The following is a 12611-nucleotide window of genomic DNA, read 5'->3' as shown; positions in this document are numbered from 1 at the left end:
TTATGACACAGATAGAACAGATAGAAGCCCTTGATTTGACTAAAATCCTTAATAAGGATATTAAAAGTGAAATTCAAAAACTCATTGAAGAGTATAATACGGCAGAAGATAAACATGATTTTATAGAAGCTACCAAAGAAAGTGCGACACTCATTTTAGAAATGGTCGCCGATGTATATCCAGAGGCTATTGCTGAAAAAGAAAAACCATGTATCGAAGTAGTGGTTTCTTCCAAAGAAGTAGCTGAGTCAAAAAAGCAAACAAAACCTACACCTAAACCTAAACCTACACCTACACCTACACCTAAATCTAAACCTAAACCTAAAATCGGAAAAAAGAATAAAAAGGTAGTGGTTAAAAAAACTGAAACTCAAAAAAAAACCAGTAAGAAAAAACCTATTAAGAAAAAACCTGCCATACCCACCCTAAGCAAGCTAGAGGCGTTGCAGAAAGAGGTAGAGGAATGTCGAAAAAGAGGGGCGACTCGAAAAGGTGCGAAAAAGAATACTCCAACGATTCCAAAAACGGTCTATGATAAGGTATATGGTCATATCAATGCGATTGCCAACTTACTTCCTGATCGCTTTAAGGAAGATCCTGAAAAAGTAGCGGCACTAAAACGGGTATCTCTACAAATTCATAAAAAGGTGGTAGGTGTTTTTGAAATGAATGAAACCTTAGCAGAGAAAGGAAAGCTCGCCTTGAAAGAGAAATTTAAGAGTATGAATCAAAAAATAAAAACCGATGACAACAAATAAAAAAATGCTCATTATCACTGGAGCTGGACTCGCCATTGGGCTTGCCGAAGCACTTTTGTATTACAATCTAGGAAGAAATTCAGATACCAAAGAGGGTTTTAAGTTTGGTATTCCTAAAGGTGAAGAACTTGGAAAGACATTGGGTATTGTTCTAGTCACTTCACTCGCTACGGCACTACTATCAAGTGGTGTTGAGAACCTACTGAACAATAACGAATTACAAATCGCATAATACATTTATTATGAAAAAGATCACACATGAATTATATATCGATAAACACGCATTAGAAATCCTCTTATTGCCTAGCGATATTCAAGATAAGATCGGTGTTTTTAAAAAAATGCTTGCTTTGGAAAAGAGTATAGAGGAGCAAGATGCCCAAGAATTGGAGAATCAATTACGAAAGTTAGATGCAGAAATCCTTACGGATATTAAACACCTAAAAGAGATTCACAAAGAACATAAAGGACATACAGCCACAGAAAAAGTAATAAGCCCGAAGCCTGATACGCAGAAAAAGAGTCAGTACGAAGATATCTTACAACGTCTTATTGATGAGAAAAAACACAAAAATGTACTTCGCTCCACCTTAAGAAAACGTGGGATTACTTTTCCACTTTCAAAGGTAACAACTCTTGGAAAGTACTGTATTACAAGAACTTCCTTTTTCAGCTATCGCTATACTATTTCAGTAGTGAGTACTTAGGTGTGTTTTTAATAACCATTTACTGACTACCCTAGTAAAGCATTATTAGGTAGCTAGCCGTGTGAGAATTAACCGAGTAGTAATTGTATAGAATTGAATATTGGATACAATAATGATGTAGTTTGAAACTATGAACAAGCAAAAAGATATATCGAAAGAGAATCTGACCATTTATGGTTTGCTTGATACACGGGTACAGGAATTAGTTTCCAAATTTGGGATTACCAGAGCCATTGTGATGTTAGATGGAATAACATCTGGCAAAACGGTTTTAGATGATTCAGAAAAAGAAACGCTGATTATTAATTTTCTAACTATTCGTGCTAAAAAGCACTTTGGTTTTTCGGGTGACGATTTTTTAGAATCTCAGGATCAAAACGCTAGAGACGCCCGTATGTGTTGTTACTATTTGCTGATTAAACACCTAGATATGAGCTATCAGACCATCGCTTATTATTACAGACAAAAAAGGAGAAACATACGCTATAATTATAAAAAACTTGAAGAAATAGTAGTGATTAAACCTTTTTACAAAGACTTCTTTAAGCGATTTGATGCGCTGGAAGCTTCATTTATAACCTATTTATTAGAATTAAAAACAAAGTAATGGATGACGAATTAGAAAAAGAGATCCAAAATGCGCTTGTCGATACAGGAGAGGATCGCATTTTAGAAGTGCCTATTTCAGAGGCACAAAGTCCCCTTAACAAGGCAGTCAAAACAGGCGATATTGCCGATATATCTGAAAAAGGCGCGACACAAACCGACAATTTTCGAAGAACTGCTGAAGATGCGTATGCTAGTGAACAATCACAGCAAATTATAGCGGATGCGCCAAAACAACATATTGGAGAAACACCTGAATATACTTCAGAGCAGAAACAAACTTCACAAGCAATCATATCTGATAAGCAAGCCACTCAAACAGCAGAAGCGCTCTTGGGTATGGCTGATAACTTTTTAGCCGTTGGTGGGGGCTTTTTTGTTAAGATTTCCAAGCACGAAGAGTTCTTTGAATTTGAAGAACTTGTTGAAGTGATTGATACCCAAAACGAAAAGAATATTAAACGTATTCGTTTGGATCAGGATGATAAAGCACTTCTAACCCCTTTGTTGGCGCAGGTAATAAAAAGCAAAACCAAGCAACTCACCCCTGAACAGCAACTCTTAGGGGCTATTATTTCAGTGATTGTAAAAAAAGCACAGACTGTGATGGAGGTGCGAAATGAAAATAAATCCCTCGAAGGACGCATCCTACAGATTGTACGTGAGGCAAAACTTCCACAGACTACAGATTCCTTAGAGGTAGAAAAACAACAGCACTCTAAAAAGCAGGATGAGAAGGAAGAAGCTTTTGTAAAAGAGCAAGCTATAACCCCTAGTTATCAGGCGGTAGATAAAGAAGAAGGGCTAGAAGAAGAATTTGCCGATATAAACTATCCCCGTGCTAATGCAATGGATGAAATGCAGTTAGTGTATGAAGAAGTGGCTCCTACAGAGGTGAATCAAAGACACATAGCTTCTTCTAAATCAAACATGAAAACAAAGCAAGTGATAAGTTCCCATAGCCAAGATCAAGATGGCGACTTGCAAGACTCCGATGATACTTCCTAGCTACGATCTAAATACTAAGATATCTGCTTCTCTTGAATCATTGACTTGAGATAACTAGATATAGAGCTTCTTTTTTTTAAAAAAGGAGGTATTCCCATCTACTTAAAAAAGTACGATGGCAAGGATCATAGTGGCTTTTTTTAATAAAGAAAAAATCCTAAAGAAATGAATTAAAACCCTATAGGCTATGAAACAAACCTCGATGCGCCAACCTATGATTATGCTAGTTTGTGGCGAAACAGGTGTTGGAAAGACCTATCGTAATAAGCTGGAGATTTATCAGTATATGCAACAGCATTTAGCCGTTGGTAAAAAAGGGCGTAAAGTATTAGCCTTTGATACCAATGATGATGATTATCCAGAGTTTACAACGGTTGATCCAAACCATATCAAATCACTTTCCAAGATTCATGCACGGCGCATACGCCCTTTTAATCCTGACGGCAGTCCGATGGATACTGCTCAAAAAAGAGAAGTCATTGAAAAGATTATGAAGCATTATAAAAATGGCATGGTGGTTTTGGATGACATTGATCATTATATGGCAGGGGCTAAAGGTCAGAATATGATTGGTGCTTTATGTACGGTCAGACACAAAGGGATTGATGTGTTACTTACTCATCAATCGGTCGCTAAAATTACTACCTCAGAATGGCAAAACTGTACGTGGCTTCGCCTGCATCATCAAGTGGATGATGTGACTCGATATCGGGATCGTATTCCCAAATACAATTTGGTACGTATTGCTCAACTAATTGTGGATGATCATTATCAGATGTCTTCAAGGGCTTTTTCTTTAGGGAAGTTATCTGAAAAGAGATATCAGGTATTAAAGAGTTTTTTCGTGTATGTCAATATGCGAGAACAACAGATTATAGGATGCAGTAAAAAGAGCTATATCAAAGCGGTAAAACGATTTATAGATCAAGAAGAAACCAAGAAAATACGAATGCTATTACAAGAGCGTGATTTTGGTGGTAATGCGATTTATAAAGATCGAAATGCAGTAATGATCCATCTTATTTCAGGCTATTTACGCCACTTTAAAGGCGAATAAAAAGCTTCTTTTTATAGACTTTGGTCGTTTTAGGGGTGTTGAAAGATTGTATAAATCACTTTAAATAAGATATTTATGATTTTTAAAATTCGCTCTTTTGTCACTTTACCAAAGTCGCGCCAAGGAATTAAGAACCTTTGATGGGAACTTGCACCCAAGTAAGAACATAAGATCACTTGACGTGAATAAAACAAGAATTAACTTTTAAAAAAACACATTGATGGCACAAGAATCAAACATTGATATCAAAGCAATTGCTTATATCGCAGGAGCTGGTATTGCTGGAGTATTATTAGGCACTTTTTTAATAGCTCCTATGATGGCAAAAACAAAGGCTAAAAAATTAGAAAAAGAAAAACAGCAAGCGGTTGTAGCTAAGAAGTAAAATGGCTTTTAAGCCCTTTTTAAAGGCTATTTCTAAAAAGATTTTAAACTAAAAAAAATAAACACTATGAGTCCATATAATGATGAATTAATGCGATACGAAGAAGAAGCGGAGGATCGCTATGATGATTTTTACGGGGGAGAATTTGATGAAGATGAGTTCGATACAGGATTAGAGGGATATGATGATGAGCAGGACCTTTATGATAGTTATGATGATGAATTTGATGACGAATTTGATGATCCTTATGAAGAGGACGGATATATTGAAGCTTTAGGAGGGTATGATGATTATACCAAACAAAGCATAGGACGTATCAATCCTAATGATCGTACGTTGACTATTTCTGTAAATAACACTTCAGCTGAGCCAGCACAAGCTATTCTTTTTGGTGCGAATGCGGAAGAGGCACAACCCAATGGAGTTACTGTGGTGGTTGAAGAGTCTTCCCATAAAGAAGTACGTGAGGAGAGTAAAGCACATCCTTTTAAAATTGCAGGGATGAAATACTCTGTCAGTAGTGCTTTGCAGTTTGATAACGTACTTCGTATTCAAAGGCGCACGGCATCGGGAACGCAGACCAATCGGGTGTATCAACCTCGTAATGCGACTTCTCCTCAAAATTTTAACAATACCCTTATTGATGATGACAATTTTGAAATGGATGTTACAGGACAAGATGCGCTTCGTTTTACGATTAATGCCAATAGTTCAGCGGTATTTACCTTTACGGTTAAAGCCCGTGCGAATCTAGGGAACTTACTTCGTGGTCAAAACGTGGCAGAACTCTCTCACGCACCAAGAACAACGGGACTTCCTCAATTAGATTTAGTCAGAAGAAAACGTCCTACGGCATTGGGGCTTCCCCCACGTAGACGTCCGAGTAGAACACGTCGTAGACCTCTACGTCCTAGTAGTCGAAAACGTGTTACTAGAAGACGCACAAAAAGACGTCCTAGCACGCAACTGATTCGCCGAAGACGTTAGAAAGGCTTGAAATCTATCTGTAACCTTAGTCAGTATAGCGGGTTTATAACGCTATACTGACTTATTAAACTCATGTTACTTTATGAAGACTACCCGATATACTGAATTGGGACAAAATCGGATTGATTACATTGTCTATCACAATATACTAGAAGCACAAAAGCTTTTATACGATGAAGGTTTTGAATCTGTAGAAGACCCTGAAGACCTTGTGGAGGCTATCAAAGAGCTTGTTCGCGAAAAAGGACGCAAGATTATTGAAGCGCTTTTAAAAATACATCCAGATAAAAAAGCAATTCTCTCTATTGTAAGCCCTCCAAAGGTGTGCGAGAACTGTAAGAATAAACTTGACGATACTAAAAAAAGTGGTTGTGGTTCTTGTAAAAAAGCGTCTGCTTTACCTCAAGATAACTTTATTTCAGAGAGTGGCGAGACAGATCGTAGAACTCGTTTGGAAGCGTTGATTAAAAAACACAGAGCCACTCCTAATGATAGCGAACTAGAAAAGGAAATTGAAGCGCTTTGGAACTCTTTGCGCTCAGATGCGCCAACACCCCCTTTGAAAGAAGAACTCACAACAGAAACTTCTTATACTCTACTCACTAAAAGGGAGCTAGGTATTTATGCTAGCATCTTTGGTGTAGGTATGTTTATGGGTTGGGTGTTATCATTTTCTAAAAACAGTTAACTATGACACAACAGCAATATAATGAAGCCATTAATTTAATAGGACATTTAATCCTTACCGCTAGTGGTTCTCTAACCGAATTAATAGCCCGTTATGGAGTGGGCTTTGAAAATCCCCCCACCAAAAGGCAACTCATTGATGCTACGGTGGAGCTTTTAAAAAACGACCCTTCTAATTTCACTGATGCCCTTTCCAAACTTGTAGATCGTCACATAGATGTAGCGGGGGATTCTATGTTATGGCTTCGCAGGGTTGGTTTTGATCTACCCGAGGCGGAAGATGCCTTTTTTGGTGGACTCATCAAAGGCGCGATAGGCGCGATTGGAGGGCTTTTAAAAAAGAAAAAAGGCAATAATAATAACAGTAATAATAATGCCTCCTCATCCCAAGCTTTACAGGCAAAACGAGATTTAGAACTGCAAATCCAGCGGATGCAGGAACAACAACGCCAAAGAGAGGAACAACTTCGCAGAGAGCGAGAAGAGCGTGAGCGAAGAGAGCGAGAAGAAAAAGCCAAGAAGCGTTCACAAACCATGCTCATGGTAGGTGGGGCGGTTGTCTTGGTAAGTCTTATTGGGGTTGCCCTGTTTATGTCTCGTCCACGTCCACCCCAAGTATAATGTTTCGATACCATAGAAATTATGATCCCTATATACAAAGAAGACTTTTTAGAACAAGAGGAGTTATACGATGATTTTAACCTGTATAGACTTCCTATGCGACCCATAAGGACTGATCGTGGGATTGCTCAGCGATATCGTCCTAAAAAAAGAAGTAGAACCTTGCCAAGAGTGATACGAGGTATAGGTCGCCCCTATTCATTGCCTAGAGGGCAAACACAAGGCAGAGCAAAACCGCAAATACTTTTACCTAGAGATAAAGTGATCCAACTCAGAAGGCCAAAACAAAGACCTGTAGAGAGATTCCCACTAGCAAAAATTGCAACTACGGATACAAATCCATTAGCAAATAAAAACAAGGTAGTTTCCTTGCAAAGAGTCCCTGTAAGACCCATTACCAAAGCAAAGATAAAAGCCCTTAAAGAGGAAGTCGCTCAAAAAGAAGATGAATCTCAAAAGCCTGAAAATAAGAAGAGTTCAAAGAAAAAAATACTCATCATCGCTCTGGTTATAACCACTACCGCTATGGTAGGCTATGTGGTATGGAAAGGGCGAAAAAAAGATAGACTATGAATACACAAGCAAATCCAATAGAAATTGAAACTGACGGACAAGGACAGTTAGAGGCGGGTTTTTTATTTGCGTCTTTTAAAAATACGGGGATCACAAATGCCACAGTCAATGGCGTGATATTGCCCCCTGGAGAAGCCAAGGGATATCCCTTTGTTGGCAAAGCCTATGATGCCATTGCTTATGATGCAGTAGACAGCACTTTACGAATCTTACACATTCTATAACAAATGATAGATGCATATATAGCTCAGGACTACCAAGAAGATGCTTTTTTTGGTAATAAGAAAAAACGAAAAGCACGTCGTCAAGCTCGAAAGGCACGTCGTGCCGTGCGAAATGCAAACCCTAAAGTGATCGCTAGAAAGGCTCGTCAAAAAGTATTTGCAAAAAAAATAGGGAATGTATATCGTGATATAGGAGGCGCTACAGCCATTGGACAAGCGGTAGATACCTTATTAAACCCTATTCAAACCGATAGCCTAGAGTCTTCGAGTGATTTTGAATTGGGACTCTCCTCTGGGCAAGAACAGGATGATACCTCGGATGAAAAAAGTGGTATTCCTGTGCTGTTTTTTGTCATCGGCGGTGTTTTGGTTGTTGGGATCATTGGGGTGGTTATTTATAAAAAAAGACAATCACACTAACAATATGATTATTCCAATTCCAACAAATAAGAAGCGATTTGTGATCCACTTACGGATTAGGGCGCACCGAACTATGGAGTTAGGAATTCAAGCCTATGATCCTAGATACCCTCATACGTATTACTTGCGTCGTAAAGCTCGGTTTTTAAATCCTTCACAACAGCGTGATTTTGAACTCAAATTTCCTGTGTCTTCAAAAAAAATGGAGCTGTTCCTTTTTGATAAAAACGCAGTACACGATGAGCATTTTTCGGTGATCTCTTTTAAAGTAGTAGAGATGGAACCTGCCCTAGTATGGGCATCAGAGGCACAGCATCGATTCTTGAAATTTGCCATTGAATTTGCTCAAAAGGCAGGACATACCCCAACGGGTTTTTATGATAGCCAAAACCAAGAGTTTTTATTTCATTACGTGGCCTCTATTACCGATCCCTTGGGAAAAGAACTCATTACCCCGGCGAGAACCCACCGATTAATGCCGAGAGTTCAAATCTCAAAGCGACTGTTTGTAGGTTATAGCATTCCTATTCGCGTAGCGATTTTAGCTCATGAAGGATGCCATTGGTTTTTAAATACACGAAGCCAAATCACCGCTGATGTATGTGGGATCAAGCAGTATTTAGATTATGGTTTTCCAAAGATCGAAGCCGTCTATGCGATGACAAAAATATTTGGAAGCTATCCACAGCTTATTGGACAAGCGCAGTTAGAACGCACCCGTGAGGTTCTTGACTTTATAGAAAGTTATACCCATGAGAAAGAATCGATTCGTTACACATAAAACAAAAACAGTCATGATACATCCTTTAGATTCGCACTATACCTATAGACATTTCTATAAGACCCTTACAAAAGAGTTTCAGTCTGTTCAGTTTGTTATTTGTAATTCGACCGATACTTCTCAAAGAGTGCGTTTATGGGGCGCAAATAGCGACTTGTCGCTCAGTACCACCGAGAAATTTGCCAATCGTTTTAACGATACTCAAACCATTGCTGTTGGAAGTTATCCGCAAGGGATGGTCTATAACCCTGCCAATGATTTGTTTTATGTGGTCAATCAACTCTCTGATGATGTCACTCTATTTAATAGTCAAGGAAGTATTATAGAGACAATAGCCCTTTCCGATATTCCTTTTTCAATATCCTATTCCCCCATAGCTATTACGGTAAACACCAAGGAAGATAGCCCTCGCTACGGAGAGGTCTACGTACTTAGTTCTATTAGAGATACAATAAGTGTGATTACGCTTGATTTTAGTATTAGTGAGGAATTATCGGTCATCAAACGTCCCACAAGTTTTGTGTATAATCCCATAGATGACGCGCTTTATGTAGTAGGGATTACCGAACCCAATATGTTTGTCATTGATATAGTCACTAGGGCAGTTGAACAACGAGGTATAGAAGGCATTCCGTCAACTATAGGGCTTGATAGTGACTCAGGGAATGTGTTTATACATATTCCAGAATTAGAAGAGATCTATGTCTATACCACAAGTCATACCCGTGTAGCGATGATGGATCAAATCACAAAGAATATAATCGCTTGGGCATACCATCCACTTTCTAAGCATATTTATGGAGTTGTAGAGAATAATGCTTCTTTAGTAATTATTGATGCATTGAGTCTGACACATATTCGCATCCCATTAGAAGGTGTTGGTGGAAGTATTGCCTATAGCGAATCTGAAGGGCTAATATATATTGGGGAGACGACCAATGGTCAGATTTTAAGACTCAATAGCGAAAATGAGTTCATTGATCCCTATCCTATAGCGGATTTTGAAACAGGCATTGCTATTCATCCCAAAAGTGGTCTAGTGGCACTTTCAAAAGCAACACTCAATAGTGTGACCCTTGGACGGGTTACTCATCAAGAGGTAAGCATAAAAGAAGATTATGATGAGTATCGTCAAGAGTTTCAATTTAATCCTGCGCAAGTAAAACATTTAAAAATCATTAGTAGTGGTCGCCTGATCAGTACACTAGAACTCGAAGATATTTCAGTGAGTGGGAAAAGTGATCGTCGCTCTCTAAGCATTGGAAATTATAACAGCCCTCAAAACTTTTTAAATGTAGCAGAAGTCCACGAAATAGAGGGAACCGTCATTGACGGACTTCACAGATGGTACTTTACCATTCCTGCACAAACCACGATCACATTACTTATCTACTACACCAAACTAGATTGGTTTGATGTTTTGGAAAATGAACTAGAAAAGCGCTAACACTAGCGCTAAAGAGTACAAACACTTTAACTCCCTTAAACAAATGAATACACTGATAACTATTGCGCTGAGTCAATATGGAACTACTGAAAAAGTAGGAAGGTTACATAATCCGATAATTGTTAATTATTTCAAAGAGATCGGATCAACGTGGGTCAAGGATGATGAGACTGCTTGGTGCAGTGCCTTTGTTAATTGGGTGGCATTAAAAGCCCGTAAAAAAGCAAGTGGAAAACTCAATGCACGCTCTTGGCTTAGTGTAGGCAACAAAGTAACAAAACCCTCTGTGGGAGATGTGGTGGTGTTTTGGCGTGAGGCTAAAAACTCATGGAAAGGTCACGTTGGCTTTTTTATTGGCTATTCTGAAGATAGAACAAAAATCTATTGCTTGGGTGGTAATCAAAACAATCAGGTAAATATCAAAGCCTATCCTTCCTACCGATTGCTCGGTTTCAGAAGATTATAAAATCCATAACGGACAGCATTTAAAATAGATAACAAGGAACTTAGAAATTATGGAAACACTCAATTATTTGATACTACATTCTACCGACAGCTCAGAGGCTAAGAACCTGAGTAGTCAAGATATTGTAACCCATCATACCCGCCCTATCTCAAGTGGTGGTTTAGGGTTTAATAGACCTGGATTTGATTACCTCGTTTTACAAGATGGAACGCTCGAAACCTTAGTCAATGAAAACAGTCCTACGGATGTGGATTTATGGGGAATCTCAGGCGGACAACATCCCATTTTAGGACGTGTAAAGCACATTGGTTATGTGGGTGGACGAACGCTCAAAGAAGCCTTTTGGAAGGATACACGAACGATAGAACAAACCAAAACCCTAGAAGCGATTGTCAGGTTTTATACCCTTCGTTTTCCCAAAATGATCGTCTTAGGATTTGATGATCCTACCCGCACAGAGGAATCTAAAAACCCTGCTTTTGATGTACAGGCGTGGTTGAAATCCCTTGGAGTACCAACGCGTAATCAATATCAAAAATTACCTCAAGTCAGAACTGTTTAATAGCACTCAATTCCTTTTAAAAATGTCTAAAGCTCTCACTGTAAACACCTACTCCTTTGTGATCCCTGAAAAGGATGATCCGTGCGATTTATGGATCAGCTATTTTGATGCCTTGAAAAAAGCGGTAGGAAGCGCTCATGCCAAAACCTTATGGCTCATTACTTGGAAAAGTAATGGTGATGTGAGTTGTACCACACGTCCTGCCTTTACCACTTGGATGGACAAACAAGGGCTAGATGTATCCAATATCGCAACACGCACGATCTCGGATCTCTCTGAAATTCAAGGCAACCTTTTTGGACTTGGAAAGAATCTAACTAAAGCTATAGCTATAGGCATTCCAATACTTTTAATTGCTCTTATTATAGGAATTCTTGTAATTGGAAAAAAAGCAGTGGATAGTACAGATGTAGAGGATTTAAAAATGCTGACCCCCATTGGAAGAGCAAGTAAATTACTACCCAAATGAGACTTGTAAAAACACATAAAATAACCGTAGCAAGCGCACTAGGAATTATAGTGATCACTATAGGATACGTGAGTCTAAGAGCTAAGAAAAGAGATACGCGATATGTCCAATTCTTAGAAGCGATCTCAAGGGTATTAGCCAATACAGAAGGCGGACTTGATGCAAGTCATGCTTTTGATTTACAATATAAAAATAGGGTTTTACAAAGCGTATCTCAAACAGTGATTACTCTGAAAACACAAACCGCTATAGGGTATGCATATCAAATCTATAGTGCTTTAACACCTTGGTATCTAAATGACGATGAAGAAAAAATCTATGGTGTTTTTAGAAGCCTTAAAGATAAAGTGCAAGTATCACAACTTGTTTTCGCATATCAAGAGGAATACGGGAGCAACTTAATTGATGTGTTAAAAGATCGTTTAAGTACTTCTGAAATTAAAATTATTATGGGGATTGTAGCAAAGTTGCCCCCCTATAGAACCTTATAAAAAATAACAGATGAAATTATCAAAAACGACATGGTGGATGATTGGTGGCAGTGTGCTAGCTGTTTCAGGTATTGGATTGTATCTGCTACTTTCTAAGAAAAAGAAAAAGAATTTCCAAAGTGAAATTGCAACAACGGCAGATGGGATGTTCTCAAAACAAAACACCCCACAATCCGTCACTCAAAAAGCAACGGTTAAAGAAGAGCCGAATTGGAACAAGCCTTTTAATTACGGGTATATCGATGATGTAAAAGCTTGGGTAGCCCCTAGAACTATTAAGGAATTACCAAGAGCCAAAGCAGTAGAATTAGCCAAAGTCTTGAAAGATGCAAAAGGTACTTTTAACGATGACGAAAAAGCCG

Annotated in this window: 19 protein-coding genes and 1 pseudogene; all 20 read left to right on the top strand. The window is 38.6% G+C overall.

Features of this window, described 5'->3' with window-relative positions; genetic code table 11:
• The first annotated feature begins 2 nt into the window (after positions 1–2).
• Positions 3–758 carry a hypothetical protein gene (locus tag ACFO3O_RS17420; RefSeq protein WP_379981183.1) on the top strand — a complete coding sequence of 252 codons (756 nt, stop codon included), beginning with the start codon at positions 3–5 and terminating at the stop codon, positions 756–758.
• Positions 745–990, top strand: a complete 246-nt coding sequence (locus tag ACFO3O_RS17415) for a hypothetical protein (protein ID WP_379981181.1) — start codon at positions 745–747, stop codon at positions 988–990. The genes ACFO3O_RS17420 and ACFO3O_RS17415 overlap by 14 nt, the downstream gene beginning before the upstream one ends.
• Positions 991–1000: 10 nt before the next feature.
• Positions 1001–1465, top strand: coding sequence for a hypothetical protein (locus ACFO3O_RS17410; RefSeq protein ID WP_379981179.1), 465 nt, complete (start codon positions 1001–1003; stop codon positions 1463–1465).
• A gap of 130 nt (positions 1466–1595) precedes the next feature.
• The gene (locus ACFO3O_RS17405) at positions 1596–2072 is read left to right on the top strand and encodes a hypothetical protein (RefSeq protein WP_379981177.1); all 477 of its coding nucleotides are present in this window, start codon (positions 1596–1598) and stop codon (positions 2070–2072) included.
• Entirely contained in the window at positions 2072–3079 is a 1008-nt protein-coding gene (locus ACFO3O_RS17400; protein WP_379981175.1) for a hypothetical protein, read from the top strand. The genes ACFO3O_RS17405 and ACFO3O_RS17400 overlap by 1 nt, the downstream gene beginning before the upstream one ends.
• A gap of 187 nt (positions 3080–3266) precedes the next feature.
• Positions 3267–4136: a hypothetical protein gene (locus ACFO3O_RS17395; RefSeq protein WP_379981173.1), complete on the top strand. Its 870-nt coding sequence runs from the start codon at positions 3267–3269 to the stop codon at positions 4134–4136.
• A gap of 220 nt (positions 4137–4356) precedes the next feature.
• Entirely contained in the window at positions 4357–4521 is a 165-nt protein-coding gene (locus tag ACFO3O_RS17390; protein ID WP_379981171.1) for a hypothetical protein, read from the top strand.
• Positions 4522–4587: 66 nt separating this feature from the next.
• A complete protein-coding gene (locus ACFO3O_RS17385) occupies positions 4588–5508 on the top strand; it encodes a hypothetical protein (protein ID WP_379981169.1) in 921 nt (306 codons plus the stop codon).
• An 82-nt stretch (positions 5509–5590) separates the two neighbouring features.
• Positions 5591–6196: a hypothetical protein gene (locus ACFO3O_RS17380; RefSeq protein WP_379981167.1), complete on the top strand. Its 606-nt coding sequence runs from the start codon at positions 5591–5593 to the stop codon at positions 6194–6196.
• A gap of 2 nt (positions 6197–6198) precedes the next feature.
• On the top strand, positions 6199–6816 hold the full coding sequence (locus tag ACFO3O_RS17375) for a hypothetical protein (RefSeq protein ID WP_379981165.1): 618 nt from the start codon (positions 6199–6201) through the stop codon (positions 6814–6816).
• Between the two features lie 21 nt (positions 6817–6837).
• Positions 6838–7389, top strand: a complete 552-nt coding sequence (locus tag ACFO3O_RS17370) for a hypothetical protein (RefSeq protein WP_379981163.1) — start codon at positions 6838–6840, stop codon at positions 7387–7389.
• The gene (locus ACFO3O_RS17365; RefSeq protein WP_379981161.1) at positions 7386–7613 is read left to right on the top strand and encodes a hypothetical protein; all 228 of its coding nucleotides are present in this window, start codon (positions 7386–7388) and stop codon (positions 7611–7613) included. Before ACFO3O_RS17370 ends, ACFO3O_RS17365 begins: the two co-directional genes overlap by 4 nt.
• 3 nt (positions 7614–7616) lie before the next feature.
• Complete coding sequence (locus ACFO3O_RS17360; RefSeq protein WP_379981159.1) at positions 7617–8033, top strand: hypothetical protein; 417 nt, start codon at positions 7617–7619, stop codon at positions 8031–8033.
• Positions 8034–8037: 4 nt separating this feature from the next.
• Positions 8038–8814, top strand: a complete 777-nt coding sequence (locus ACFO3O_RS17355) for a hypothetical protein (protein WP_379981157.1) — start codon at positions 8038–8040, stop codon at positions 8812–8814.
• Between the two features lie 13 nt (positions 8815–8827).
• Positions 8828–10261, top strand: coding sequence for a YncE family protein (locus ACFO3O_RS17350; RefSeq protein WP_379981155.1), 1434 nt, complete (start codon positions 8828–8830; stop codon positions 10259–10261).
• 43 nt (positions 10262–10304) lie between these two features.
• The gene (locus ACFO3O_RS17345) at positions 10305–10727 is read left to right on the top strand and encodes a TIGR02594 family protein (RefSeq protein ID WP_379981153.1); all 423 of its coding nucleotides are present in this window, start codon (positions 10305–10307) and stop codon (positions 10725–10727) included.
• A gap of 49 nt (positions 10728–10776) precedes the next feature.
• Positions 10777–11289 (top strand): N-acetylmuramoyl-L-alanine amidase, encoded by a 513-nt coding sequence (locus ACFO3O_RS17340; RefSeq protein WP_379981151.1) that lies wholly within the window; start codon positions 10777–10779, stop codon positions 11287–11289.
• A gap of 22 nt (positions 11290–11311) precedes the next feature.
• The gene (locus ACFO3O_RS17335) at positions 11312–11758 is read left to right on the top strand and encodes a hypothetical protein (protein ID WP_379981149.1); all 447 of its coding nucleotides are present in this window, start codon (positions 11312–11314) and stop codon (positions 11756–11758) included.
• Complete coding sequence (locus ACFO3O_RS17330; protein WP_379981147.1) at positions 11755–12249, top strand: hypothetical protein; 495 nt, start codon at positions 11755–11757, stop codon at positions 12247–12249. The genes ACFO3O_RS17335 and ACFO3O_RS17330 overlap by 4 nt, the downstream gene beginning before the upstream one ends.
• Before the next feature lie 10 nt (positions 12250–12259).
• Positions 12260–12611 (top strand): annotated as a pseudogene (locus ACFO3O_RS17325) (hypothetical protein); the annotation flags it as partial.

The organism is Dokdonia ponticola (assembly GCF_042653865.1).
Taxonomy (GTDB): domain Bacteria; phylum Bacteroidota; class Bacteroidia; order Flavobacteriales; family Flavobacteriaceae; genus Dokdonia; species Dokdonia ponticola.
Note: the sequence above shows the minus strand (reverse complement) of the source record. Positions and strands in the feature narration are given on the sequence as shown.

Bases quoted from the DNA above. Each gene is read 5' to 3' on its own strand.
- ACFO3O_RS17395 (WP_379981173.1), top strand. From the start codon at position 3,267: ATGAAACAAACCTCGATGCGCCAACCTATGATTATGCTAGTTTGTGGC.
- ACFO3O_RS17335 (WP_379981149.1), top strand. From the start codon at position 11,312: ATGTCTAAAGCTCTCACTGTAAACACCTACTCCTTTGTGATCCCTGAA.
- ACFO3O_RS17370 (WP_379981163.1), top strand. From the start codon at position 6,838: ATGATCCCTATATACAAAGAAGACTTTTTAGAACAAGAGGAGTTATAC.
- ACFO3O_RS17330 (WP_379981147.1), top strand. From the start codon at position 11,755: ATGAGACTTGTAAAAACACATAAAATAACCGTAGCAAGCGCACTAGGA.
- ACFO3O_RS17380 (WP_379981167.1), top strand. From the start codon at position 5,591: ATGAAGACTACCCGATATACTGAATTGGGACAAAATCGGATTGATTAC.
- ACFO3O_RS17365 (WP_379981161.1), top strand. From the start codon at position 7,386: ATGAATACACAAGCAAATCCAATAGAAATTGAAACTGACGGACAAGGA.
- ACFO3O_RS17350 (WP_379981155.1), top strand. From the start codon at position 8,828: ATGATACATCCTTTAGATTCGCACTATACCTATAGACATTTCTATAAG.
- ACFO3O_RS17345 (WP_379981153.1), top strand. From the start codon at position 10,305: ATGAATACACTGATAACTATTGCGCTGAGTCAATATGGAACTACTGAA.
- ACFO3O_RS17415 (WP_379981181.1), top strand. From the start codon at position 745: ATGACAACAAATAAAAAAATGCTCATTATCACTGGAGCTGGACTCGCC.
- ACFO3O_RS17410 (WP_379981179.1), top strand. From the start codon at position 1,001: ATGAAAAAGATCACACATGAATTATATATCGATAAACACGCATTAGAA.
- ACFO3O_RS17420 (WP_379981183.1), top strand. From the start codon at position 3: ATGACACAGATAGAACAGATAGAAGCCCTTGATTTGACTAAAATCCTT.
- ACFO3O_RS17355 (WP_379981157.1), top strand. From the start codon at position 8,038: ATGATTATTCCAATTCCAACAAATAAGAAGCGATTTGTGATCCACTTA.
- ACFO3O_RS17375 (WP_379981165.1), top strand. From the start codon at position 6,199: ATGACACAACAGCAATATAATGAAGCCATTAATTTAATAGGACATTTA.
- ACFO3O_RS17405 (WP_379981177.1), top strand. From the start codon at position 1,596: ATGAACAAGCAAAAAGATATATCGAAAGAGAATCTGACCATTTATGGT.
- ACFO3O_RS17390 (WP_379981171.1), top strand. From the start codon at position 4,357: ATGGCACAAGAATCAAACATTGATATCAAAGCAATTGCTTATATCGCA.
- ACFO3O_RS17340 (WP_379981151.1), top strand. From the start codon at position 10,777: ATGGAAACACTCAATTATTTGATACTACATTCTACCGACAGCTCAGAG.
- ACFO3O_RS17385 (WP_379981169.1), top strand. From the start codon at position 4,588: ATGAGTCCATATAATGATGAATTAATGCGATACGAAGAAGAAGCGGAG.
- ACFO3O_RS17400 (WP_379981175.1), top strand. From the start codon at position 2,072: ATGGATGACGAATTAGAAAAAGAGATCCAAAATGCGCTTGTCGATACA.
- ACFO3O_RS17360 (WP_379981159.1), top strand. From the start codon at position 7,617: ATGATAGATGCATATATAGCTCAGGACTACCAAGAAGATGCTTTTTTT.